The organism is Rothia sp. HMSC064D08, from assembly GCF_001809525.1.
Lineage (GTDB): Bacteria > Actinomycetota > Actinomycetes > Actinomycetales > Micrococcaceae > Rothia > Rothia dentocariosa.
The window spans coordinates 794,343-818,819 of record NZ_KV797900.1; the positions used below are offsets into that span (position 1 = coordinate 794,343).

20 protein-coding genes are annotated in these 24,477 nt (G+C 51.9%); 6 read left to right on the forward strand and 14 right to left on the reverse strand.

Features of this window, described 5'->3' with window-relative positions; translation table 11 throughout:
* Nucleotides 1–14: 14 nt before the first annotated feature.
* The 10 genes from secA to HMPREF2625_RS10185 form a co-directional block, all read right to left on the reverse strand.
* A complete protein-coding gene (secA, locus tag HMPREF2625_RS10140) occupies nt 15–2,624 on the reverse strand; it encodes a preprotein translocase subunit SecA (RefSeq protein WP_013397419.1) in 2,610 nt (869 codons plus the stop codon).
* A 252-nt stretch (nt 2,625–2,876) separates the two neighbouring features.
* Nucleotides 2,877–3,512 (reverse strand): ribosome hibernation-promoting factor, HPF/YfiA family, encoded by a 636-nt coding sequence (hpf, locus tag HMPREF2625_RS10145; RefSeq protein ID WP_037231053.1) that lies wholly within the window; start codon nt 3,510–3,512, stop codon nt 2,877–2,879.
* 173 nt (nt 3,513–3,685) lie between these two features.
* Nucleotides 3,686–4,333: a ComF family protein gene (locus tag HMPREF2625_RS10150; RefSeq protein WP_246826785.1), complete on the reverse strand. Its 648-nt coding sequence runs from the start codon at nt 4,331–4,333 to the stop codon at nt 3,686–3,688.
* Between the two features lie 184 nt (nt 4,334–4,517).
* Complete coding sequence (locus tag HMPREF2625_RS10155) at nt 4,518–6,260, reverse strand: LpqB family beta-propeller domain-containing protein (RefSeq protein ID WP_070524302.1); 1,743 nt, start codon at nt 6,258–6,260, stop codon at nt 4,518–4,520.
* Nucleotides 6,260–8,008: an MtrAB system histidine kinase MtrB gene (mtrB, locus tag HMPREF2625_RS10160; protein WP_070524304.1), complete on the reverse strand. Its 1,749-nt coding sequence runs from the start codon at nt 8,006–8,008 to the stop codon at nt 6,260–6,262. Before mtrB ends, HMPREF2625_RS10155 begins: the two co-directional genes overlap by 1 nt.
* A gap of 54 nt (nt 8,009–8,062) precedes the next feature.
* Entirely contained in the window at nt 8,063–8,758 is a 696-nt protein-coding gene (gene mtrA, locus HMPREF2625_RS10165) for an MtrAB system response regulator MtrA (RefSeq protein ID WP_004005047.1), read from the reverse strand.
* A gap of 37 nt (nt 8,759–8,795) precedes the next feature.
* Nucleotides 8,796–10,055 (reverse strand): uroporphyrinogen decarboxylase/cobalamine-independent methonine synthase family protein, encoded by a 1,260-nt coding sequence (locus HMPREF2625_RS10170; RefSeq protein WP_070524306.1) that lies wholly within the window; start codon nt 10,053–10,055, stop codon nt 8,796–8,798.
* Nucleotides 10,056–10,072: 17 nt separating this feature from the next.
* The gene (locus HMPREF2625_RS10175; protein ID WP_013397426.1) at nt 10,073–10,462 is read right to left on the reverse strand and encodes a chorismate mutase; all 390 of its coding nucleotides are present in this window, start codon (nt 10,460–10,462) and stop codon (nt 10,073–10,075) included.
* A 25-nt stretch (nt 10,463–10,487) separates the two neighbouring features.
* On the reverse strand, nt 10,488–11,699 hold the full coding sequence (mnmA, locus tag HMPREF2625_RS10180) for a tRNA 2-thiouridine(34) synthase MnmA (RefSeq protein ID WP_070524308.1): 1,212 nt from the start codon (nt 11,697–11,699) through the stop codon (nt 10,488–10,490).
* Nucleotides 11,700–11,796: 97 nt separating this feature from the next.
* Entirely contained in the window at nt 11,797–13,026 is a 1,230-nt protein-coding gene (locus HMPREF2625_RS10185; protein ID WP_070524311.1) for a cysteine desulfurase family protein, read from the reverse strand.
* 137 nt (nt 13,027–13,163) lie between these two features.
* Between HMPREF2625_RS10185 and HMPREF2625_RS10190 the strand changes: the two genes are divergently transcribed.
* Together HMPREF2625_RS10190 and HMPREF2625_RS10195 are read left to right on the forward strand one after the other, a co-directional pair.
* Nucleotides 13,164–13,631: a tRNA (cytidine(34)-2'-O)-methyltransferase gene (locus HMPREF2625_RS10190; RefSeq protein WP_070524313.1), complete on the forward strand. Its 468-nt coding sequence runs from the start codon at nt 13,164–13,166 to the stop codon at nt 13,629–13,631.
* Nucleotides 13,632–13,635: 4 nt separating this feature from the next.
* Nucleotides 13,636–14,253, forward strand: a complete 618-nt coding sequence (locus HMPREF2625_RS10195) for a uracil-DNA glycosylase family protein (RefSeq protein ID WP_070524316.1) — start codon at nt 13,636–13,638, stop codon at nt 14,251–14,253.
* A gap of 51 nt (nt 14,254–14,304) precedes the next feature.
* Here the strand turns inward: HMPREF2625_RS10195 and HMPREF2625_RS10200 are convergent, their stop codons facing one another.
* The 3 genes from HMPREF2625_RS10200 to HMPREF2625_RS10210 form a co-directional block, all read right to left on the reverse strand.
* Complete coding sequence (locus HMPREF2625_RS10200; RefSeq protein WP_070524318.1) at nt 14,305–15,309, reverse strand: electron transfer flavoprotein subunit alpha/FixB family protein; 1,005 nt, start codon at nt 15,307–15,309, stop codon at nt 14,305–14,307.
* 18 nt (nt 15,310–15,327) lie between these two features.
* Entirely contained in the window at nt 15,328–16,149 is an 822-nt protein-coding gene (locus HMPREF2625_RS10205) for an electron transfer flavoprotein subunit beta/FixA family protein (protein WP_070524319.1), read from the reverse strand.
* A 189-nt stretch (nt 16,150–16,338) separates the two neighbouring features.
* On the reverse strand, nt 16,339–17,673 hold the full coding sequence (locus tag HMPREF2625_RS10210; protein WP_070524321.1) for a S1C family serine protease: 1,335 nt from the start codon (nt 17,671–17,673) through the stop codon (nt 16,339–16,341).
* Between the two features lie 297 nt (nt 17,674–17,970).
* On the opposite strand from HMPREF2625_RS10210, the gene HMPREF2625_RS10930 reads away from it, so the two are divergent.
* From HMPREF2625_RS10930 to HMPREF2625_RS10225, 4 genes are all read left to right on the forward strand, one after another.
* Entirely contained in the window at nt 17,971–18,132 is a 162-nt protein-coding gene (locus HMPREF2625_RS10930) for a hypothetical protein (protein WP_168162335.1), read from the forward strand.
* A gap of 313 nt (nt 18,133–18,445) precedes the next feature.
* Nucleotides 18,446–19,279 (forward strand): hypothetical protein, encoded by an 834-nt coding sequence (locus HMPREF2625_RS10215; protein ID WP_246826786.1) that lies wholly within the window; start codon nt 18,446–18,448, stop codon nt 19,277–19,279.
* Nucleotides 19,280–19,515: 236 nt separating this feature from the next.
* Entirely contained in the window at nt 19,516–21,555 is a 2,040-nt protein-coding gene (locus tag HMPREF2625_RS10220; RefSeq protein WP_070524323.1) for a TPM domain-containing protein, read from the forward strand.
* A 187-nt stretch (nt 21,556–21,742) separates the two neighbouring features.
* Nucleotides 21,743–22,459 (forward strand): PspA/IM30 family protein, encoded by a 717-nt coding sequence (locus HMPREF2625_RS10225; RefSeq protein ID WP_013397437.1) that lies wholly within the window; start codon nt 21,743–21,745, stop codon nt 22,457–22,459.
* 93 nt (nt 22,460–22,552) lie between these two features.
* Here HMPREF2625_RS10225 and HMPREF2625_RS10230 read toward each other — a convergent pair whose 3' ends face one another.
* Entirely contained in the window at nt 22,553–23,908 is a 1,356-nt protein-coding gene (locus HMPREF2625_RS10230) for an S-layer homology domain-containing protein (RefSeq protein ID WP_070524325.1), read from the reverse strand.
* Nucleotides 23,909–24,477: the final 569 nt, after the last annotated feature.

Below are 24,477 nucleotides of genomic sequence, written 5' to 3' on the forward strand. Positions count from 1 at the left end.
TAGTGAAGAAGCTGCTAGTCAGCGTTCTCTACGCGAACATCGGTGCCACCTTCTTCATTGGGTGCAGAGTACTGCAAGAACTTTGGGCGGCTCGGAGACTGAAGCTGCACCGCCGAGGCCTTGGTTCGCTGCTTCGACAAATCCAAATTGAAGAGGTAGCTAACGGTCTCTTCACGAATAGCATCAAGCATAGCCTGGTACATGCTGTAGCCCTCACGCTGGTATTCCACTAGGGGGTCGCGTTGTGCCATCGCACGTAGTCCGATGCCTTCTTTCAGGTAGTCCATCTCGTACAGATGTTCAGGCCAGCGTTCTCCAATAGTCGAGAGCATTACACGACGCTCAATCTCACGCATAGAATCTTCGCCCACAGATTCTTCGCGTTCATCATAGACAAGATGCGCATCTGCAAGGATCTCTTTGACTATCTGATCGCGAGTAATCTGGGTTCGATCCCCGGCATCTTCCGCCAGGTCGTCGGCGGTAATACTGACGGGATAGATGCTCTCAAGAGCCTCCCACAGGTCGTCAAGGTCCCAATCTTCTGCGTGCCCTTCACTGACACGTTCGTCAATGGCGGTCGTCAAGACCTCGTCCACGAAACCAGAGATCTGTTCCTTGAGATCGTCGCCGTGCAGAATCAGAGAACGGTCCTTATAGATGGCTTCACGCTGACGGTTAAGAACATCATCGTATTTCAGCACGTTCTTACGCTGTTCTGCGTTACGTGACTCAACGTTTGACTGCGCAGTCGCGATAGCACGTGTCACCAACTTCGAATCTAGAGAAGAATCTTCCGGAGCCATCGCCATGAGGCGAGTTGCAGCGCCGGTATTAAACAGGCGCATAAGTTCGTCAGTGAGTGAAAGGTAGAACCGGGACTCGCCAGGATCACCCTGACGGCCAGAACGACCACGCAGCTGGTTATCGATGCGGCGCGACTCATGGCGTTCGGTGCCTAGCACATAAAGACCACCAAGTTCCGTTACCTCATCGTGCTCGGCCGCTGCCTCTTCCTCACACTGTTCCAGAATGTCGGGCCAGCGTTTCTCATATGCTTCAGAATCGCGGTTCGGGTCAAGGCCCAATTCAGCCATCTTGGCGACAGCCTCGAATTCTGGGTTACCACCAAGCATAATATCGGTACCACGACCTGCCATGTTGGTGGCCACCGTTACGGCACCCTTGCGCCCTGCCTGAGCCACGATGTGAGCCTCACGCTCATTGTTCTTGGCGTTCAACACCTCATGGCGCACGCCTTCTTTTGCAAGTTGACGCGAGAGGTACTCCGACTTCTCAACGCTCGTCGTACCTACCAGAATAGGCTGTCCCTTTTCATGGCGTTTCTTAATGTCTTTAACAACGGCTTTGAACTTGGCTACCTCGTTACGGTACACCTTATCCGGGTTGTCAATACGCTGCACATCCTTATTCGTGGGAATAGCAACAACACCCAGCTCGTAGGTGCTCATAAATTCAGATGCCTCAGTCTCCGCAGTACCAGTCATGCCGGAAAGCTTATCGTACATACGGAAATAGTTCTGCAAGGTTACGGTTGCCATCGTCTGGTTTTCAGGCTTAATTTCGACACCTTCTTTAGCCTCAATAGCCTGATGGATACCATCGTTATAGCGGCGTCCAGGAAGAATACGACCAGTGTGCTCATCCACGATCAGGACTTCACCGTCGATCACCACATAGTCTTTGTTATTGGTAAACAGCTCTTTCGCTTTGATGGAGTTATTTAAGAAACCAATAAGTGGAGTATTCCTGGATTCGTACAGATTCTTAATACCCAAATGGTCTTCAACTTTATCGATGCCAGATTCGAGAATACCGACGGTGCGTTTTTTCTCGTCTACCTCGTAATCTTCATCTTCTTTAAGAACGTTTTTTGCGATGCGCGCGAATTCACCGTACCAACGGTTCGCTTCACCTGCAGCTGGTCCCGAGATAATAAGGGGGGTACGCGCCTCATCAATCAAGATCGAATCGACCTCATCAATAATGGCAAAGTTATGCCCGCGCTGTACCTGCTCGTCAACGGTCCATGCCATATTGTCACGCAGGTAATCGAAGCCAAACTCATTATTCGTACCGTAGGTAATATCGGCTTCATACTGTTTACGGCGTTGGTCCGGGTCCATCGACGAGAGAATCACGCCAGATTCCATACCAAGGAACCGGTAGACACGACCCATCAGATTCGCCTGATATTCGGCAAGGTAATCATTCACCGTTACCACGTGCACACCTTTGCCACTGAGTGCGTTTAGGTATGCGGGCAGAGTTGCGACAAGAGTTTTACCCTCACCGGTTTTCATCTCAGCGATATTTCCCAAATGCAGGGCAGCTCCGCCCATAACCTGAACCTTGTAGTGACGTTTTCCAAGGGTACGCTTAGATGCTTCCCGGACAACAGCGAAGGCTTCAGGAAGCATAATATCCAGGGATTCGCCGTCCTCAATTCGGGCACGGAACTTATCGGTCTCGCCGCGAAGCTCGGCATCGGTCATAGACGCAAAACTATCCTCAAGCGAATCGACCGCCGCGCTATACGCTTCTAACTGTCGAAGAATTTTTTTATCGCCAGTGCGGAGGATTTTCTCTAAGAAAGATGCCACTGAGCTTCTACTCCTTGTTGTCTTCGTCCCCTCATGAGGGCGACACAAAATGCGCCCACGGCTTGAGGCTTTCCTAACTATTGTAGGGCAGAGGTATCCATCTGACAGTCACAGTCCTCATTTTTACGCTCTGCGCGGGTAGAAATAATAATTATTTTCCTCACAGGAATATAGCAGAACCCGAAACACTCGCTTGAAAGAAAGCATTTCGGGTTCTAAATCTAAATGAGTATTAATAATGAGGAGTGTCGTCTACTCTTCGGTGAGAGTGATAATACCGTAGCTCCATCCTTTACGGCGATATGCGGCTGCCGGTGCTCCTGTTTCTTTGTCAATATAAAGGTAGAAGTCATGACCAACGAGCTCCATACGATCCACGGCTTCTGCCGGAGTCAGCTTTTCACCTACAAAACTCTTGTGACGAATCTCAATTGGTGAAGCTGCTTCATCGACGAGGGTAACTTCGCTATTGTCGAAGGCTGCTTCTTCAACAGGAACATCGGGTAGCAAAATTTCCGTAATCGTCTCGGTAACCGTAGGAAGCGATCCTGTAGCATCTGCGACAGAAACAGGATGCTTACCACCATGTTTGCGTAGCTTACGACGATCACGTGCTCGACGCAGGCGTTCCAAGAGCTTTCCATAAGTCTCATCAAAGACCGCAAATTTATCATGTCCTTGGGCTTCTGCACGAAGCACCGGTCCACGTCCAACAACGGTAATCTCAACACGAATTGACTCGCCACCAAGATGGCCATCTTTAGTAACTTTGACGTCGATATCGCTCACGTTGTCGCCAAGCTGCTCGAACTTTTCGACCTTCTCTTCGACATATTCACGAAGACGATCCGAAATCTTGATATTACGTCCGTAGATGTTGACTTCCACGATATTTCCCTCCAAAGTGTGGGGGTTATGCACCGTACTCGGTTGAGTTCGATACCGGGAGCCCGTCCTTGAGGCTCCTTGTCATTATTTTATTACATTCTTATGGTGCATGTCACCGGAAATGACAATTATTTTCGTAGTACGAACACTGTGTATCAAAACGCAGAATAGCCTTAGTCCGGGTGTACCATAAGGGCTTCCTCGTCCACTTTTTTCTGCATCGACACAGCGGCTACACAGGCTGCTCCCAGAACTCTCGCGCCGCCCTGGCGCAAGACTCGTGCTGCTTCAAACACGGTGGCACCGGTAGTCATCACATCATCGCACACAATGCACAGTGCCCCAGCTACACTTGCTCTGGGGGACACCCGCATCGCTCCCTCCATACGCTGGGCTCGCGCGCTAGCTCCGAGCGTTTTCTGTCCTGCTGTATTCGGTCTTATTAAACGCTGGTATATGTTTTCTTTTTCTAAACTCAAGATATGATGTGTCTTCACCCGCACTTTACGTCTGTGCAGAGCTACAGAACGATTGAGCTCGTGTTCTACCTGTCGCGCAAGCAACTCAGCCGGTACGTAACCACGACGCTGCACGCTACGTTGTGATGAAGGGGCGGGTATCAATAGGATGCGCGTTCCTGCGGGAACCTGCGCACGGTCAATAATCGTTGCCACGGCTCTGCCCAATGCGCGCGCTAGTTCGGGAACAGTATCAGTGCGGCCCGCATTCTTCATGGAAAGGATCACATGCGCGAGTGTTTTCTCATAGATACCTGCTGCAACCGCTCCCGGTACGGGGTGCTGCAGCACAGGAGTATACACGGCGGAGGTTTGTTTTCTCAATGAAGTCTCACACCGAGAGCATAAAGCCCGGCGAGTACCGGCAGCATCTAAAAGCGCCGTACCGCCTACACCGCATCCAACACATGTTGCCGGAAAGAACAGCTCCCACACTGCGTAAAGAGCCTTTTTACCTCTCTTTCGAGGTGTTTTATCCATTGCTCTTTTATCCTGCGTACGTAATCTCACTCAGCGATCCGCTTATGAGTTTCCAGCCGCGGTCTTCCAGAAGATAGCACTCTCCCGTATCGACATGCCCAATAATATGACCGCTGTCCCCTGCTGCAGACATAGAGCGCAGTCCCTCCAACCGATCCAGTTTTGTCTCCTCGCTGTTGAGAGAGGTTAGTTCTGCTTCCCCTGTGGTGGTGTTGACGACGGCAAGGGTCTGTTCTCCCGCCCAATCTACACAATGGGGAGATACAGAGGCGTTAACCCGCACTAATTCGGTAAAGCTACGCGGTTTGCCACTCTCATCACGTATAATCCCTGAAATAACTAGCATTGACGCATTATCTCGCGTGGTGATAAACGCGCCCCGAGTGCCGTCCCGTGAAATTTTAAGAGAGTTAAAAACGAGACCATTTTGCCAGGGAACAGAGATGTTAATGCCTTTTTCTCTTTCCTCAACGCTATCGGATGCCGGGTTAAAGGCGCGTACTGTTCCGCTATGATCGGTGGCCCATACCCATCCATAATGGTCAATGCTGGGGCGAGATAAGTCGCGTGTTTCCCAAACTTTTGAGGAATTTGTATCGCGCACTGTATAAAGCTTTTTACGCCCCTCGCTTAAGTAAGCGTAGGTAGTGCCGTCATATCCGATAGTTGGCGCCGAAGGATCCTTAATTTTTTCCACTAGCGTGCGCTGCGAATCCCCAGCATCAAAATCACGCTGAGTTACTAAACGGTCTTCATTAAACGCCACAATTCTAGTATTAGACTGCGTCACCAAAGGTATTTCATGAAATCCTTCGGGCTTATCTGATGATGAAATTTCGTGGCCGTTATAGCAGAAAACTACAGTCTCAATACCCGTAAAATTGCTGGCAAGATGCACAATCTGCTGGCGTAAACGTGCTAATTGAAGTTCATCTGTAGATTCGCCTCCAAAATCAACCTTTATCGTATGCTTTTCAGTGTCAAAGTTAGCACCATTAACTTTCATGGACTCATAAGTCGCTGAGAAGACAGATTCCTTGAGGTAATTTGCTGGTCCCATGATTAGGGTTTGAGCCAGCGTTTTAAAAATTTCATCGCTACGTGCGAACCAGCGTAAATCTGGCACCGCGTAGGTATAGCTAGGATCGTAGTAATACAGACGGTAGGATTTGAAAGAACGGTCAAATTCACTACCGTCTATCCACAACCCGTTGGGGCAGTTACGTATGCGCCACTCACCGCCCTCCTGAATCATCTCGAACGTTTCCGGAGTTGGTGCAGGAGCGTTGATAAAGGAAGTAACTAAACCTCGCTCATCCACACGAGCAGTTTGCTTAATCGAAACCTTATAAATATTATCCTCGCCACGAGTGATACGCGCGGTCTCAGAATATATACGGGTCTGAACCTCTGGAACCCATTGTTGAGCAAACTCTGTCGTTAAGTACTGGCGAGCCACTCCGTAATTATCGGAGCTATCAACACCAGCACGCAGAAAGCCTTCAATAATGCCTTCCGGAGTTCCGCCAACCTGAGGACTCATAGCATGGATTGCAGACTTTCTATCGTCTGCATTATCCAAAGACTCTGAATACTTTTGAATACCCTTGGGATCTGGCAATCCAGAGCATGCCTGCACCAATAAAGCAATACTTCCGACTCCGCCCAGAAGCATCGTGCGGCGTGAAAGAGTGGGCAGGGTCTCTGACAGCGTCTGTTTGTGCGAAGAGTTTTGAAATATTCTGCGCATTATATCTGTCCTTCAGACGCATCATCTTGAGTTTCATGACGGGTTTTACGCAATGATGTCGAAAGAGTATCGCCCGCAAGAGCGCTGTGAGCATATGCCTCTGGCTCAGGTTCTCCGGTAATCAAGACCGGGGAAGGACCGAGCTCTCCCCCCTGAACAAGTGGCAAGTTCATCGTGAAGCAGGCGCCTTTTCCTTTCATGCCCCAAGCCTCAATACGCCCACCGTGCAAACGTACATCCTCGGCGGTAATAGACAAGCCCAACCCAGTACCCCCTAGAGTACGTTTGCGTGAGGTATCTGCACGCCAGAAGCGGTTGAAGACCTGTGCTGCTTCCTCCTCACTCAAACCGATGCCATGATCGCGTACCGCCACACCCAAGTTTGTTGCATTCGTGGCGATGTAAATATCGACGGGCTTGGATTCACCATGCTCGATAGCGTTAAAGAGGAGATTACGCAAAACACGTTCAATGCGAACCCTATCGATATCAATATCAATATGCGCCTGCTCAGAATGCACAATAAGCCTGGTCCCGGTACGTTCCAGATGCGGAATAACCTCGACCAAAACATCGTTAAGAACACTCATAAAGTCTTCAGCGTCGATGTTCAAAACCGCGCTGCCAGCATCGAAACGCGAAATTTCCAGAAGGTCAGAAAGCAAGGCTTGGAAGCGATCCACCTGGTTATGCATAAGCTCCACACTGCGCGACTGCACAGGGTTGAGGGTGTCACGCGAGTCATAAAGGAGTTCGCTGCTCAGACGTACCGTCGATAGCGGTGTACGCAGCTCATGCGACACATCCGAGACGAATCGCTGCTGCAGCGTCGATAGTCTCTCCAGCTGTGTAATCTGATCCTGCAGACTATCCGCCATTTTATTAAAGGAAATTCCTAATCGCGCAGCCTGATGTTTACCACGAATGTTAACGCGGCGGTTTAGGTCACCGGCAGCAAGTTTCTCTGCTGTAATAGCGGTCGAAGTGATCGGGCGTACCACTAAACGAGTGACAAACCACACAATTGAAAGTACTAGAATCAGCAACACTGTGAATCCGGTACTTAACACAACATTGATATACGTAATGGTCGATTCAGACTCGCTTAAGTCGTATACCATAAACAGCCCATAATTGGGATTCTGAGGAATGGATACACTCGTTCCAATAATCAAGGCCGGGTAAGGCTCGCCATTGGATTTTCCAGGTTCTGAAAGCGTCGTTTTCTCCCAAAAAACACCGGGAGAATCCCGCACAGTATCTTTAAAATCTGTGGGTATTACCGAGGCATCTAAAGGCGCGTTATCGCTACTCTGCTCAGGAATAAACCCCTTCTTCGATTGCTGATCCAAGGACACTAAAACCCAGCGCCGCTGAGTATCGCCGCCAGCGTCAAGAACCGTGAGGTTGTGTTTAACAGTACGTCGAACTTCGCTGTCTTCACGCGCACTAATAGGATCCAACACTCTCTGTACAGTCTCAAATCCCTTACTAGTTTCTTCTAACGCTTGGTTCTTTTTATTCTCAAAAAGCGATGTTGCAATCTGGTTAGACAGCGAGGTTCCTACCGCAATAAAAGCAATAAGCATCATGATGCCCGCGCTGGTCACGGACCGAAATTGCAGAGAATGAACCCACAACCGGTGAATTGCGCGGAATGGGTTGAGGGTTCGCTTTTTCCGGGGCTTAGACTTAGCGTCCAAGTCCCGACTATCGGAGGCTCCAGAGGTTGCGTCAGGTGTGGGCATAGGCAAAGTTACTTTCCAGATATGAAGATGCGCATAGCGGGCTGAAATATCACGTTAGGCGGCACCTCCAACGTTCTCTAGGGGTACTTTATATCCGACGCCGCGCACCGTTTGGATAACCTGTTCGGCACCAATATCCGTAAACTTCGCGCGAAGACGCTGCACGTGAACGTTTACCAGAGAATCGCTCACATCGCTATAGCCCCAGACAGTCTCTAACAGCTCTTGACGGCTCATGGCCTGCCCCGGACGGCGAACCAAAGCTGCAAGAAGGTCGAATTCCAAAGGTGTCATAGGTACTTCAGCACCTTTATACTTGAGGGTTCGGCCATCCATATCCATGATGGTATCTCCCACCCGCACCACCAACTGGCGGCTCTCACGCGGGCGCAAACGAGCACGGATACGGGCCATAAGCTCAAGATGTTTGAAGGGCTTTGCGATGTAATCGTCAGCGCCAGCTTCCAGCCCTTTTACCACATCTTCAGTATCGCTTTTAGCAGTCAGCATGATGATAGGCACGTTAGATGACGAACGGATCTGCTCACAGACTTCGATACCGCTCTTCCCCGGAAGCATGAGGTCCAGCAATACCAAATCTGGTGAATGCCGCATAAACGTCTCAAAGGCGCGAGAGCCGTTTTCGCAAAAAACTGCGTTATATCCTTCCTGTGCCAGGACAATGCCGATCATTTCTGCAAGAGCGTCATCATCATCAACGACCAGGACGGTCGAGGTGGTGGTGGTCATGGCGTCTCTCCTCTATATTATTCGGTGATTATAGTAATTATCCTAAGCCCTCAGCCGCCATTTCTGCGACTATTCGCGCATACTCTGTGGTTCTCGCCATCTGAAGTGTGGCCTCATGCGGGTTTATATGTGTAGTATTTGCACGATGTGTTAGCCCAACCGAACGTATCTCGGTTTTCTGTAGTCCAACATCATTCCACAGTCTCCACAATCTCTGTGCTTGCTGCGGTATAGCATCCGATTCTACGATGGGCAGCCAAAGCCTTGCTCCGGATTCTAGTACGGCTGCCGCTATTTCCCAGCGATGCGGGTCGCTAAGAGGCTGTGCCTGAATCAGATTCTGGCTTGCCTCGTCCGGGTCAAAAAGTAGTTCGGCAGGATTATCTGCCGTTGAAAACGTACGGGCTATAGCGCAAGCATCTGCTACAGAGCTGAGGTTCGACGTGCGATCATCAGGATACGTCAAGGGAACCTTGGTGAGGTTCAGCATAGGCGTTATGGTAAGTTCGGCAAAAGTATTGGCGCAGATACGGTAACTTTCGTAGATTTCGCTAACCGGTACCGCTGGGATAGTGCGAAAACCACTCACCGTAGGGATAGTACCCGAAATAATGCGCCCAAGTTCCGGCTCGTCCAGTTGTACCGTAAGACGGGCTTCGGGCTGGTTGAGGGCTTGACGGATAAGAGAGATGCTCTCCCCTAGCCCTTCTAGAAAGGCATCCCGTATATCGCGTGCCGCCCCCGCATCACTGATGGCACGCTCGCCATTAGGCGCATAGACCCGCGCAGCAAAGGTGTATGGTCCGCACAGCTGAATTTTGAAACTGGGTGCAGCATCCTCAGGCGCTAAAGCTCCAGAAGACTCACCGCCTACGACATCGGCGAGTGCGTTAATATCTGAGACATAACGGGATCGCGCACGCGCACTTTCGCGGGTACCGCCGCCTCTAGCGTGAACTAATCGCCATCCATAGGATGCGCCTTCAAGTTCCATTCCAGAGAGCGTGGCAATGGTGCGAGCAAGAGTAGTGCTCTGCCAGCCACGCTCTGGAAGCTCCGGTAAGAATGGAAGATGCGGATGCCCCAACTCACCGCGCACACGATGCAGGGCATCTATTATCTGCATGCCGGGAAATTCGCCTAGTCCGCTGGCTCGTATCGCAACAGTATCGCGCTCAGCAAGCTCGGTAGCGAGCTCACGTTCGGGTGCACGATAATCACCCGGTAGCAGCAGGCGCTCGGGCACATACTGTTTTCGGGTGTTTTCGTCCGCAAATCTGGTAGAGAACGAGGTCATCAAATCTACGCTAGCATCTAATCCGTCTGACGGTCGAGAGAATCATCGTTTTGAGCCAGCTCGTCCTTATGCGCGTGCGCTATTTTTTCGTGGTGTCGAATAACCTCGGAAATAATGAAGTTCAAAAATTTCTCCGCAAATTCGGGATCAAGACTAGACTCTTTCGCCATAGCCCTCAGACGAGCTATCTGGGCTTCTTCTCTTCCTGGATCACCCGCAGGCAGGTTATGCTGTGCTTTAAGAACCCCAACGCGCTGGGTGGCTCGAAAACGCTCCGCAAGAATATGAACCAACGCGGCATCGAAATTATCAATAGAGCGCCGCATCGCGAAGAGTTCTTCGTAAACCTCAGCGGAAACTTCGTCTCCCATGGAGGTGGCACGCGGATCAAATTCTTGCTGGGTCATTATAGGTCCTTAAGAGTTACGAGCATTACACGGCTGCGTTTTCACGAAGATCATCAAGGTCTTCACGAGCAAGTGAGTAAGCACGGGCTATGGTGGACTGTCCTAAAACTCGTGTGCCCTGGTAAAGCACCATAGTTTGCCCGGGTGCTACACCAAAGAGCCCATCGTGCAGACGCACCACAGTCTCTACACGGAGTTTTCCAGGGGTTTCGGCATCGGTATCTTCTACCCATTCAAGATGCGCGGTACCGCGCACCGGGTCTGCATGTGCACGCACTTGGGCGGTAACATCAAAGGTCTCGCTGCGCGCGCCGAGTTTTGGTTCCTGAGCAAGAAAATGTTCTGCTTCCGGAACAGGAATTCCAGCCCAGGTGGCCCGAATTCCGCGGATTTCGTCGATAGAAAGTAACTCACGAGAACCGACAATAACTTCATTCGTTTTTGGTCGGATTTCTAGAACAAAGCGGGGCTTCCCGTCAGGCGCCGGAGTGCCTAAGGCTAGCCCCTTACGCTGCCCAACAGTGAATCCTTGAGCACCAGGGTGTTCCCCCACCACATTGCCGGAGGTATCTTTAATCATGCCAGGGCGCATTTGAATGTGCTCGCCTAGCCAGGCACGGGTATCGCCCTCGGGAATAAAGCAAATATCGTAAGAGTCCGGTTTCTTGGCAACCGAAAAACCACGCCGTTCAGCCTCCGCACGAACCTCCGCCTTCGAGGGCGTGGTTGCTAGGGGGAACCAGGCGTGTTTGAGCTGTTCGTGGGTAAGGACACCCAGCACATAGGACTGATCTTTTGCCCAGTCTGCGGCTCGATGCAGTTCTCGGTTACCGTCGTCGTTGGTGATAACGCGGGCGTAATGACCGGTAACTACCGCATCAAACCCTAGGGAGACGGCACGTTCCAAAAGCGCGGCAAATTTGATTTTCTCGTTACAGCGCATGCAGGGGTTGGGGGTTCGTCCCGCTTCGTATTCGGCGATAAAGTCGTCGACCACATCTTCCTTGAAACGCTCCGAGAAGTCCCATACGAAGAAGGGTATGCCCAACTGGGCGCATACGCGGCGCGCATCCATAGAATCTTCAAGGGTGCAGCACCCACGAGAACCGGTGCGGAGCGTTCCGGGCATGCGAGAAAGCGCCAAATGCACGCCAACCACCTCATGCCCCGCCTCAACGGCACGGGCGGCAGCAACAGCTGAATCGACGCCGCCACTCATAGCAGCCAAAATCTTCACAGAGTTTCCTTATAAACGTTGGGTACGGTTTCGTGGTGAGAATAAATGTGAGGTTCTATTGTACGCTTCTTATTGCATGTGCGCAGGTTCTTCGCAATTATCCGCCGTACCAGCGTTGAGCATCAGGCAGATGTGAGGAAAGACCCGCTTTTGCTGCCTGTGCATAGGCTTCGGGTAGGGCCGCGAGCAACCGAGCAATGTCTTCGCCGGTGCTGGAATGCCCAAGAGTAAATCGTTGCGCACTGCGGGCGGTGTCTACGTCCAGCCCCATGGCGAGAAGCACATGGGATGGTCTTGTTACTCCCGCGTTACAGGCCGAACCGGTTGAGGTTTGAATCCCCTGCATGTCGAGCAGAAAGAGGATAGTGTCTCCTTCTGCGCCTTCAAAAGTAAAGTGAGCATTTGCAGGCAGCCTTTTTTCGCCGGGAAAGGCCTCGGTTGTTGGGTCGATGCCGCTCAGGTGAGCTTGTGGAATAACCGCCTGTACCGCCGCTATTAGCTCATTGCGAAGTGCTGCAATACGGATGGATTCTTCTTTAAGATGCTCAATCACATGCGCGGCGGCCTCGGCAAATCCTGCGATCGCGGGGGCATCAATGGTGCCGGAACGCACGGAACGCTCTTGCCCGCCCCCGTGCAAAACCGGGGTGAGCTGCGCTGTTCGTGTGGCGATAAGCGCACCGATGCCCATGGGACCGCCAATTTTATGCCCGGAAATCGCCATCGTATCAACCCCGCTGTCGCGGAAGTTAACGGGTACCGCACCGAAAGCCTGCACCGCATCCGTATGCATGGGAATACCGTATTCAGAGGCTATGGCGGCAATATCTTGAATGGGCTGTACAGTGCCAACTTCATTATTTGCCCACATAACGGTAACTAACGCAACATCCGCAGGGTTCTGGGCTATCAGTTCCCGCACGCTTTCGGGGTCTACCAGCCCTTGCGAATCCACCGGAACCCAGTCGATAACCGCGCCCTCGGTCTTCTGCAGCCATTCACAGGTTTCTTCCACCGCATGATGCTCAATACTTGATACTAGGATGCGCCGTCGCACCGGGTCTGCTTCCCTGCGTTTCCAGTACATCCCCTTAACCGCAAGGTTGTCTGCTTCGGTTCCTCCAGAGGTAAAAATAACCTCGGCGGCATCGCATCCTACAGCTCGGGCGATACGTTCGCGGGCATATTCAACGGTGGCACGGGCATCGCGTCCGGTAGCGTGCAGCGAGGAGGGGTTACCGCCCGCACGCATCTGCTGTACCATTGCGTCTATAGCAGCTGGCAGGACATCGGTAGTCGCTGCGTGATCTAGATAGACCCGGTTCACTATTTCCTCCTCTGGCGTATTGCCCTTATTCTATCGCTGTTCCTCGAACTTTCGGGAAGAATTCGTCATAAATGCGCCGCAGGCTAAACCTGCGAAGACTCACGTTCGGTGGAAATAGGCGCGGTACACTGGGGTACGTGTTCAAGATTCTTTTCTATACCCCCGAAATCCCGGGGAATACGGGTAACGCCATTCGTCTAGCTGCGGTAACCGGGGCTGAACTTCACCTCGTCGAGCCTCTAGGATTCAATTTTGAAGATGCGCATCTGCGCCGTGCCGGGCTGGATTATCACGATCTTGCGGTCGTGACGGTTCATAAGACCCTGCAGGATGCTTGGAAAGCTCTCATGCCTGCGCGTGTTTTCGCCTTTACCACCACGGCAGCAACCTCGTATGCGGATCTTGAATACCGTGATGGCGATGTACTGATGTTTGGTCCGGAGTCCGTGGGCTTACCAGCCGATGTACAGCAGGATGAGCATATTACAGAACGTGTAAAAATCCCCATGATTCCTGGGCGCCGCTCCCTTAATCTAGCGAACTCCGCGTCCATCGCAATTTTTGAGGCATGGCGCCAACACGGATTTACGGGAGGAAAGATTTAGTTTCATGTGTGCCAAACGCCAGGTTCCCCTACTTTTTGAGGATATAGCCGCCGATCCGATGAACGTCGACTACACATCACGCGGGTGGGAGCCCGTATATTCGGCGAGCGCCCAATCACGCATTATTCTGGTGGGCCAGGCACCCGGGCGTATTGCACAAGAGACTCGTATCCCATGGAATGATGTGAGTGGTCGGTTACTTCGTACATGGTTGAGCGTGAGCGATGACGAGTTTTATAACCCCGAGCTGTTTGCCCTGATGCCGATGGATTTTTATTATCCCGGAAAGGGTAAGCATGGTGATTTACCACCGCGTAAGGATTTCGCGTCGCTTTGGCATCCGCGACTGCGCGCTTTGATGCCGCATGCACAATTAACCATTCTGGTAGGTGCCTACGCGCAGAAGTATTATCTCGATGGAGTTTCTGCTCCGCGGCTTCGCAGCAGCCTTACGGAAACGGTGGCACACGCAGAGGATTATCTGCCGGGTTTTGTGCCTCTGGTGCACCCTTCTCCGCTCAATATTGGCTGGCGCAAGCGTAATCCCTGGTTTGAGGCCGAGAATATACCCGATCTGCGTGAGCGGGTACGTAAAATCTTGGTACATAGTCTAATCTTGTGAAAGCGTCCTGAAAACCTAGACTAGGTTTTCAGGACGCTGACCTGTTAGAAACTAGGCGTTGCGGCGCCTCTTAATTTCTTCAACAGCCTGCGGGATGACAGTGAAAAGATCCCCAATGACGCCAAAGTCGGCAATCTCGAATATGGCCGCGTCCGCATCCTTGTTGATGGCGACAATAGTCTTTGAAGTATCCATGCCAACCTTCTGTTGAAGAGCCCCCGAAATACCCACGGAAACGTATAGTTCGGGAGAAACGCTCTTGCCGGTTTGCCCAATCTGAGTAGAGTGATCCAGCCATCCTGCGTCTGTGACGGCGCGGGTCGAGCCGATCGCAGCACCGAGCGCATCCGCCAGATCCTCAATGGGGGCTAAATTTCCGCCGATACCGCGGCCAGCCGCCACAACGGTAGCTGCTTCTTCAAGGTTGGGGCGGGCAGATGCAGGCTTCTCGGTCACCTCGGTGATGTGCACCGTATCGTATCCGGGCAGAGTATAGGTGGTGAGTACGCCCTCCCCCATCGCAGTGGGCGCCTTCGCCGTATCTACCGAGTTGGGGCGTAGGGTTACCAGCGGCAGACCCGCAACCCGCACGGTGCTGTCGTACTCACCCGCCAAAACATTCTTACGAATATTGAGCGCATCATCCACGTCATGAGCGCCCGTCACAACGCCTACGGGACGAGATACCGCCTCAGACTTCCCGAGGCGCACGGCCACGCGCCCCAGAAGCTCAATCGAGTCAATATCATGCGGGGCAAGAACCACATCAGGACCAAACTCAGTAATAGCCTGTACGGCGAGTTCCACTCGGGCAGCAGGCAAAGTATCTGTCATGGATTGCGCTGGGGCAAAGACACGTGCCGCGCCCTGTTTAGCGTAAAACTGTGCAACATCGGCGGAGCCTTGGGCGAATGTCAATACTCCCAGTTGAGTTCCGCCCTGTCCAACACCAGCTCGCAGTCGTGCCAACGCTAAAAGTTCCCGGTCCACGCCGCTAGGTTCGGTCGCAAAATTCGTTGTGCCGCCTATAACCAGCACACGGTATGCAGTCGTCATCGTTATCTCCTGTACTGGTTAAATGAGGTTTCGGGAGGCCAAGAATTCGACCAGCTGTATGCCGCCGTCGCCTTCATCCACGATGGTTTCACCTGCGGTGCGTTCTTCCCGCGCCTGCGCTTCGATCACGGTAACGGCCGATGCGCTGCCGCCGAACTTAGCAAGCTCATCCGCAATATCCACTGCGTTCACGGTCGTAATAGGCTTCTTTTTTGCTGCCATCAGCGCCTTAAAGTTGGGGTATCGCGGAGTGTTCACCTGGTCGGTCACAGAAATCAAAGCTGGCAATTCAGTTTCACAATGCTGTGAGCGAGCATCCAGGTCCCGGCGTGCCCTAACAGTTCTGCCTTCAACGCTCAGCGACGCTACTTGAGAGATTCCGGGGCGCCCCAAAAGTTCGCTCACCTGAACGGGCACCAATGAAGTCTCACCTTCGGTTGATGCCATACCCGTCAGAATCAGGTCGAAGGTGCCGTGTTCCTGCTCGTAGGCGGAGAGTGCAGCGGCTATGATGCGTGAGGTCGCCAGAGCATCAGCCCCTGCGAAAGCATCGTCGAGAATGTGTACGCCTTCGTGTGCCCCCATCTGCAGCGCACGGCGCAGCCCCTTAGAGGCATCTGCTGCGCCTAACGTAAAGGCGATAACTGCAGAGTTCGCTGCATCGGTATCTTCCGCTTCGACGATCTGCATGGCGGCTTCTACAGCGTATTCGTCAAGCTCACTCATCACCGATTCGCTGCGGTCTACCCGCAAAGTATCGTCAAGTTTTTGTTCAAATTGGGTGTCTGGCACGTACTTGGTAAGTACGGCGATGCGATATGCGTTTTCGCTCACGCTCATCCTCCTGCGCCTCATGTGTGTGCGGCGCGTCTGTGGGGTTTAGTTAGGTTTGGCTATATTCTACCTTGCCGTGAAATCTTCAGTTAGGAAAACCCGGATATGAGAGCGGTATATTCCTGAACACAGCAGACAAAGGAGAGGCGGCGTTTCTTCATGTGAAACGCCGCCTCGGGCGGTTTTATAGCTCTGTTAATGCTGATTATCGGCGTCGCCGAGCGTCACTTTGATGTTCTTTGTCTCTGACCCCCGTTTAATCTTCATATCCACTGTGGCACCTGCTGCTTGTGCACGCACTACGCCGTTGAGGGTCTTACTCTGTTCGATGCGGTGACCATCCGCCTCGACGATAACATCTCCCTTCTGCAGACCAGCCTTTTCTGCGGGGCTTCCGCTAGAGATATTGGTGACCCGCACACCATCCGGGAAGAACCGAGATTCTCCCTCATTGGTCTGCCCAGGAGCGCTTTCAATATTCGCGCCTAGGTACCCATGGGTTGCTTTGCCTTTGCTAATAATTTCGTCAGAAATACGCTTAGCGTAGTTCGAGGGAATGGCGTACGCGATGCCCTCATTACCGCCGCCTTCAGACTCGATCTGAGAGTTGATGCCCACGAGCGCCCCGCTGGAGTTCACCAAAGGACCGCCCGAGTTACCGTGGTTCACTGGCGCATCGGTCTGAATCATGGGAATGTATACGCCGTCTTTTTCTGCTTCTGCAGCACGGTCGGTGTTAGATATAACACCCGCAGTCACGGTATCCTGCAGATTATGTGGCGAGCCAAGCGCCACCACGGTTTCACCAGGAACGACCTTCGAGGAGTCGCCAAAGGTAATGGGTTTAAGGTCTAGCCCACTGGGGTCAATCTTAATGACCGCAAGATCCGAGGTTACATCGGTACCCACGATCTTTGCCACGCGAATACTTCCGTCATGCAAACGCACTTCGACTCTAGAGGACTGCTGGGTACCGTTTGTAGAGACTACGTGATTATTAGTGAGAATATGTCCCTGGTTATCGAGAACTTCACCTGTACCAACGCCGTTACCGTCGGTCAGCTTTGATCCTACAGTGACGGTCGAAGGAAGCACCTTCTTAGCTGTATCGGTTACGACTGTGGGATTTGTTGCGCTGCCTCCAGCATTTCTGCCGGTGACGGATGAACTATTACTGCTTGTAGATGCGGCAATACCGCCTCCAACACCAGCACCTACGCCGCCGCCCACAAGGGCTGCAAGCAAAGCAGCGGTAAGTACGACACCGGTTCCATATTTCTTCTTGGGCTCTTGCTGAGGATTCTGCCTCTGCCCGGAGTACTGGTTCTGATATCCATTCTGGGGGTTCTGGGAACTCTGTTGATACCCGGAAGTTTGGTAATTTTGCTGGTAGCCCTGCTGTTGATAACCCGTATTCTGGTAGTCCTGTTGAGCATAGGATCCGGGTGCAGACTGCTGCATCGGACGGGTTGCATCGTTATAACCGTTAGCGCCAGAATCTTGGTTCCAGCCACCAGGGTATTGGGTCATTGTGGTCTCTCCTTGAGGGGCTCTCAATAAATCTTAGGTGATATCTAAATAACCATATTGGCGACAGCGCCAACAGGCACGCGTCTTTTTCTACTGTAAACGCAGTTCTTGTTTTATACCTCCGTTTTCTCTGAGGTTGCACCCGGAATTTCCTGGGAGTTTGCTGAGAACCCTCAATTTCCGGGGTAACTCCACAAAAATATTTCAAGAGGTACAGCCTTCCAGAGTCAACTTCACAGCCTACGCTTAAAGACGGGCTCTAAGGTTTAACGAGATCGCATCAAGAAAGGAACAGACATGCTGACAGCACTCATTATTGGTACCGTGCTGGCCGTTATTCTTGGCTTAGGTACCGGCCTGGTAGCGTGCTGTGCAGGCATAGTGCATCGTCGTTTGGCGCGTGCGCAGTCTTGTTCTTCTGCGCTTGAGCAGCAACTTAGCTCGGCGACCAGCTTATAAAAATCACGAAGATCTTAGTATTACACGCACCAACGACGAAAGCTCGTAATACAAGCTAAGAAGTGCCGTCTACTAAGTGGGGTAACGTCACCTTTTCTTAAGCTTCGTAGAGTCTCTAAACAACTCGTGGTGCAGCTGAGTCATATCGCAAGGTGATATTTCTTCAGAAAAATTCCCTTAAGCCGGTCTAAAACAGGGTATGTTTATTGGTATGACTATTCATCGCCGAAACACTGTCTCTCAAAATTTTTATGGTGCCACATCTAGACCCCGTTTACCTCAAAGACCTCTGCCCCGTATTGTGGTCGCCCTCATGCTGTCTTTCGTATGCGCATTAGCAGGTATCGGCGCTAGTTTCATTGCTTACCCGACGGCGGCCCACGCTCAAGCACCTTTCGAGGTCACGCTAAATCCACAAACCCCTATTATTGACCGGGACGGAACTCTTAATGCCCTATCGGATGGGCTTGAAGACGAGCTCACCGAAGGTTTGAGTACCAGTAATGCCCTTCACTCGGTAGAAGCCTATATGGTGTTGGTCTCCGGGACCAATGGCAAACCGCTCAAGGAGTGGGGTCAAGAATTCTTGAGTCTCAACCATGCTCGCCCACGCACAGTAGTTTTGCTTATCGATACGTCTAAGAATCAAGGCACTATTATCAGCAATGACCAGAGTTTTATGAGCGATGCATGGGCACACGCCCTGTACGTTAAAGACAATTCGGGCTCCCAAAACAGCAGTATCAAGCGTGTTATCGCGGATCATGGTCTTTACGGTACCGCCGGGCGCATGTTCACTGATATTTTTATCGGGGATCATGACTACTCCGCGAGCAATGACGGCAATATCCCCCAAGGGCTAAGCGATATTTCCGAAGCCGATGGCTGGTTCGAAAATTTTCTTGTTGCCGCAGGCGTGTTGGTTTTTGTCCTGTTTATTCTGCTTGGAATTCCTGTCCTCATCATCCGCATCGTACGTAAAAACCGTCGAAAAACGGCAGAATTACAAAAATGGCAGAACGACCTGCCGCTCCGCGATCCTTCGCAGGTACAAGTTCCTCAGCAGTATCAAATGCCGAATCGTCCCGGGCACCATATGGTGACGGATACGGAATATATGAAGAACCGCGGCTACGATCTGAATTAGCCAATATTATTCATCCAATAAGTACCGCATCGTGAACAAAAGCGGTACTCCTGGAGTAAACAGTCGACGATCGTATCCTGAGAATTAGCCCGGAATTTCTTCAGTTATGTACGCTCTGTGATGACTACAGCTCATGACAGGTTGGTGACCGGTAAGATGGAAGTACGTGTGGGTTTATTCCTCCCACGCCGTGGATAATCACCGCGCGGCATATGCGAAAGAATGGGAGTCTTCCTTTGAGTAATATCACGAATGCTGACCGTCCGTTTGGTTCTCGGCGCATCCGACGTGCCCTCAGCGTAGGTGCTTTAGCTTTTGGCGCCACTATGCTTTCCGTCGCGCTACCGATGGCGGGCTCTTCGTTCTTGACGCCCGGTATCAGTACCGCGCAAGCCCAAACTCCCATGACTATCACAGGTAGAGTACAAGACACGACCAATGTCTTGGGCGATACCTCAGAACTTAACTCTAAAATCAGCGAACTCTCTAAAAACCACAATATTGATCTGCATGTGCTGACTATTGATAAGTTTGAGAGCCCCGAAGAGGCTAAGGCATGGACTGAAGAGACAGCGAAAAAGAACAGCTACGGTAATGCGGACGCCATTCTTGTCATAGCGACAGAAAGCCGCCGTGCTTACTTCGCCGCTGGGAGTAATAAGGCGCTCAGTTCTGATCAGCAGTCGGAGGTGTACCAAAAATACATCAAGCCAAAACTGCAAAGCGGGGATTACAAAGGTGCAGCTCTTGAGGCGGTCAACGGTATTAACGCTCAAAAAGGGGGCATTAGCCCCGCTGTCGCTATAAGCGGCGGCGCCCTAGGTGTAGCAGGTGTAGCGGGCGCTGGGTACTACATTATGAAACGCCGTCGCTCCAAAAACGAGCCGGGAAGTACGCCTGCATACTCAACATCTAAAGTACCTGAAGTCTCGTTGGAGGAGCTGCGCACCCGTGCCGGTGCAGCACTTGTTCAGGCAGATAATTCTATGGTGCAGTCGAAGCAGGAACTTGAATTTGCCCGCGCCCAATACGGTAATGAACACGTCAAGCCTTTTGAAGAGGAGCTAACACGCGCCCAAGAGCTCATGCAGGCATCATTCCACCGCCAGAAACTTCTCAACGATGATGTTCCGGACACCGTTGCGGAACAGCGCGCTTGGCTGAGCGAAATTATCGATAATTCTCAGGAGATTTCTGATATTTCCCGAGATCAGGCGCAGAAGCTCTCTGAAATGCGCAATCTGGAACATGAAGCTCCCCAGGCTATTGCTAGGCTCCAGGGGCGTATACCGGAACTTCAGCAGATAGTCGAAACCGCGCAGCATACATACGCGCGACTCAAAGACCAGTACTTGCCGAGTGCGTTAGAACCGATCAATAAATCTGCAGCTCTGTTGGATTCACACCAAAGCCTGGTGGCTCAGGAACTTCAGGAGGCATCTCGTTTAGTAGATACTTCCCGGTCCGAAGCTGTTGTGCATCTGCGCAACGCAGAAGAGTCTGCGGCCCAAATTACGTCGCTAACAGAAGCAGTCAGCAATCACGCCTCAGCTTTGGAATCTGCACAATCCAGTCTTAGCACCGATATTTTGAGTATTCAACGTGACGTAGCTGAGGCTAAGAGCCTCGCGGAGTCTCAGAACCGTGCCGAACTCGCCGCGACGGCAGCCGGTATGGAGGCTATTCTTGGGCAGGTTTCACAACAGGCACAAGAACGCCCGAATGATCCTATTGCCCTCACGGAACAACTGCATCAGCTCACAAGCGAGCTGAATCGTTCCATGTCATCGCTTCGCGCCGACCGTGAGCGTGAGCAGGCGGCTAAAGAAAGTCTGTCTCGTACCTTACGTTCTGCAGAGGCTCAGGTGCGCAGCGCATCGGACTTCATTAACAACCGTCGGCGCGGTGTCGGTTCACAAGCTCGTACCTATCTGTCTGAGGCGCAAACTGCCCTGAACGATGCACACCGTTTGCGGGAGTCCGATCCGGTAAATTCGCTCAACAGGGCATATGAAGCTATTTCTTTGGCGAGCGATGCGCAGAACTCCGCAAATCAGGATGTCAACAATTACTGGGACGATAACCGTTATGGTCAAAGCTACGGCGGCGATTCCCTAGCGCAAGGCATGCTCTTAGGTGCTATTTTTAGCGCGATGGGCTCACACTCTGCTTCAGCTTCCACCGGTCATCACTGGGGCGGCGGTGACTCCGGTGGAGGCTGGGATTTCGGAGGCGGTGGCGGCGACTTCGGCGGTGGAGACGGCGGCAGCTTCTAACGTTCAAGAATATAAGCACCAGAAACGTGTTAGGGCTCTCGTTAACCTCATGTTCTTGTACTCGTCACCTTATAGGCGATATTTTCCCAGTAATTTTTCAGGCTGACCCACGATAATAAGAAAAGTTGCGGCGCTGTACGTGCGAATAAGCTCCTTCCCGGTGCCGCGTGAAAGAAAAGGAAATAACATGGTAAAACAGTCCATTTTCGGTCGTATCGCACAGCTAGCAAAGGCTAATATTAACGCCCTCATTGATGCGGCAGAAGACCCGCAGAAAATGTTAGATCAGATGGTTCGTGACTATACAAATAACATTGTAGAAGCAGAAGCAGCTGTGGCTCAGACTATTGGTAACCTGCGTCTTCTGGAGCAGGATCATGCAGAAGACCTGCGCGACGCCGATGAGTGGGGTTCTAAGGCTCTGGCTGCCTCCAATAAAGCCGATGAGTTCCGTGCTGCAGGCGACACCGCTAACGCGGATAAGTTCGATAATCTCGCAAAAATTGCTCTGGGCAAGCAGATGCAGGCTGAACGTGAGGCAAAGGCCGCAGAACCGCAGATCGCATCGCAGACCCAGGTGGTTGAGCAGCTCAAAGACGGTCTCACCAAGATGCGTGCAAAACTGGATGAGCTTAAGTCCAAGCGCGATGAGCTTAACGCCCGCCAGAAGACCGCTGCCGCTCAGTCTCAGGTGAATGATGCACTCAAGGCATTCGATGTTATGGACCCCACGAGCGAGGTCTCACGCTTTGAAGAGAAGGTTCGCCGCGAAGAGGCTCGCGTGCAGGGTCAGCAGGAACTTGCAGCTTCCTCCCTGGACGCTCAGTTCAATGACCTTGAAGAGCTTGGTCGTCAGTCTGAACTTGATGCGCGTCTTGCGGCTCTCAAAAACAAGAACGCATAGTCTTAGCCTGATCGGCTGCTAGATTACGCAGATGCTCCCCAACCTTAGGTTGGGGAGCATCTGCGCTTTACGTTCTACACTGAAAACCTGATTCTAAAGCTTAGAGACACGGTACAGGAACGCCGCCATGGCCTCACGTGAGGTAGCTTCGCCAGGTCGGAAAGTGCTGTCAGGCCAGCCAGTAGTAATACCCTGATCTGCCATCCATGAGATTTCTTTATAGAACATAGTAGAGGGGTTTACATCAGCAAACTGCTGTGCACCCGGTGCATACGCGGGAGAACCGTTGAAACGGTAGAAAAACGCCGCCAGTGCCTCACGGCTGATAGCATCATGTGGGCGGAAGGTACCGTCAGACCATCCGGTCGTAATTCCCTGCTGTTTAAGCCACACGATTTCCTTATATGCCGGGTGGTTCGGCGTAACATCTGGGAACGGAGAAGTCGCGGGAAGCTCCACGGCAGGGCTACCCGCAAGACGGTAGAGATACGTTGCCACCTGGGCGCGATTTACAGCGCTGTACGGACGGAAAGTGCGATCGGCAAAACCGGTCATAATGCGGCGATCTGAGTTCCAACTAATCTCTGTGTAGAACGGATTCGTGGTCGGAAGGTCGCTGTACCCTGCGCCAAAACGGTGACCGCCTGCATCTAGGGACTGCGCCATGATGAGCGGCAGGTCATAATCTTGGTGGCTAAAACCTGGGATCAGTTTCATCTGGGTATTGGTAAAGCCGCTGTTGCGGTACGCAGCGTAGCCCTGTTCAACAGCACCTCGGGCGCTCCACGTTGGAGGGTTCGTTGTACCAGAAGTATCGGCGGCGCCGACCCACCAGTACATAGGCTGGTTCTTAATGTTCTGCGGTGCCTCGGTCTGCATGCGTTCATAACCGCCGCCCGCAACGAGGATAGAACCGCCGCCAGAGCGCCAAGTGCCCTGACGATCCGCATTCAGCTCATAAGTGATAAACTCGGCGCCTCCGGAATAACCCATCGTCCACACCTGTGAGGGGTCGATTCCGTTACTCGAAATAAATTGCTGCGCAAAGGAGCGGAAATAGTCGCCGTTGGCGTCGAGGTTTTCCCACCAGGTAATGCCGTTACCGGATGCATTTTTATCTGGAGACACGACGGGTACAAAAACCATGTTGCGGGCATTTGCTATACGGCCCATAGCGGGGAGCATGCCCTGCTCGGGGCTGTGAATCTTAGACTGGTCGTTACGCCAATAGTCGCCATCAATGTAGAAGACTACGCCCACGGGTTTTGACCAGTCGATACCGTTTGCATACACATGGTACTGAGAGTTAAGGCCGTTCGGGGCGGTGTAGCTGCGGTATGTGCCGGATGCGACGGTTGCATGGGCGGGTGCAGTAAGGGTAGCGCCCACAATAGCGGGTACGGTAAGCGCGGCCAGGGTTCCGGCACGCATCTTTCTGATGCGGGTCATAGATAGTCCTCGGTTCTCGATTTTCTTGTCGCTATGTGCTGAATAATGTGCGCTGAATTCAGCCGCTATGTTTGTGTTGTGAGTGATAGACTCCGGCAGGACTAATTCCGCCTACGGAGCAGTGATAATCTGCTGGGACTTGATATTAGTCCCCTCAGATTTGGGAGCTTTACGAAGTCTGCAATAGCGGAGTAAAGCGTTCAATAGAGTTAAATTACCAGTTAAATAATATTAAATAAAAACATAGGTGAAATTTTCGGTATGGTATGCCGATCAAGAGGTTCTTAAGAATTGACGTTTGGCAAGAATATACATGAGAGACAATGTACACCTGCTATCACAGCAGAATCGCACTATATCGCGGTTTGTAGCTTTTTCTAATTCTCAATAGATTTTTAAAGTAAAGGTGTCCTGATTTTATTCTTATACCATTGCGATAATGATCACATGGTTATAGAGAGTTTGCTTCTAAGATACCCTGAAGGGTTCGCTCAGGAGCTCACGGAAAAATATTTATTCTTTCGTGAACCCCTGAGTTTTACATGTTGGGCCAGGTCGGGTGCAACCGA

Excerpts from the sequence above, each read along its gene's own strand:
- HMPREF2625_RS10155 (WP_070524302.1), bottom strand. The coding sequence starts at position 6,260 with ATGCGCAGAATATTTCAAAACTCTTCGCACAAACAGACGCTGTCAGAG.
- mtrB (WP_070524304.1), bottom strand. The coding sequence starts at position 8,008 with ATGCCCACACCTGACGCAACCTCTGGAGCCTCCGATAGTCGGGACTTG.
- mtrA (WP_004005047.1), bottom strand. The coding sequence starts at position 8,758 with ATGACCACCACCACCTCGACCGTCCTGGTCGTTGATGATGATGACGCT.
- HMPREF2625_RS10170 (WP_070524306.1), bottom strand. The coding sequence starts at position 10,055 with ATGACCTCGTTCTCTACCAGATTTGCGGACGAAAACACCCGAAAACAG.
- HMPREF2625_RS10175 (WP_013397426.1), bottom strand. The coding sequence starts at position 10,462 with ATGACCCAGCAAGAATTTGATCCGCGTGCCACCTCCATGGGAGACGAA.
- HMPREF2625_RS10195 (WP_070524316.1), top strand. The coding sequence starts at position 13,636 with ATGTGTGCCAAACGCCAGGTTCCCCTACTTTTTGAGGATATAGCCGCC.
- HMPREF2625_RS10200 (WP_070524318.1), bottom strand. The coding sequence starts at position 15,309 with ATGACGACTGCATACCGTGTGCTGGTTATAGGCGGCACAACGAATTTT.
- HMPREF2625_RS10205 (WP_070524319.1), bottom strand. The coding sequence starts at position 16,149 with ATGAGCGTGAGCGAAAACGCATATCGCATCGCCGTACTTACCAAGTAC.
- HMPREF2625_RS10210 (WP_070524321.1), bottom strand. The coding sequence starts at position 17,673 with ATGACCCAATACCCTGGTGGCTGGAACCAAGATTCTGGCGCTAACGGT.
- HMPREF2625_RS10930 (WP_168162335.1), top strand. The coding sequence starts at position 17,971 with ATGCTGACAGCACTCATTATTGGTACCGTGCTGGCCGTTATTCTTGGC.
- HMPREF2625_RS10215 (WP_246826786.1), top strand. The coding sequence starts at position 18,446 with ATGCTGTCTTTCGTATGCGCATTAGCAGGTATCGGCGCTAGTTTCATT.
- HMPREF2625_RS10225 (WP_013397437.1), top strand. The coding sequence starts at position 21,743 with ATGGTAAAACAGTCCATTTTCGGTCGTATCGCACAGCTAGCAAAGGCT.
- HMPREF2625_RS10230 (WP_070524325.1), bottom strand. The coding sequence starts at position 23,908 with ATGACCCGCATCAGAAAGATGCGTGCCGGAACCCTGGCCGCGCTTACC.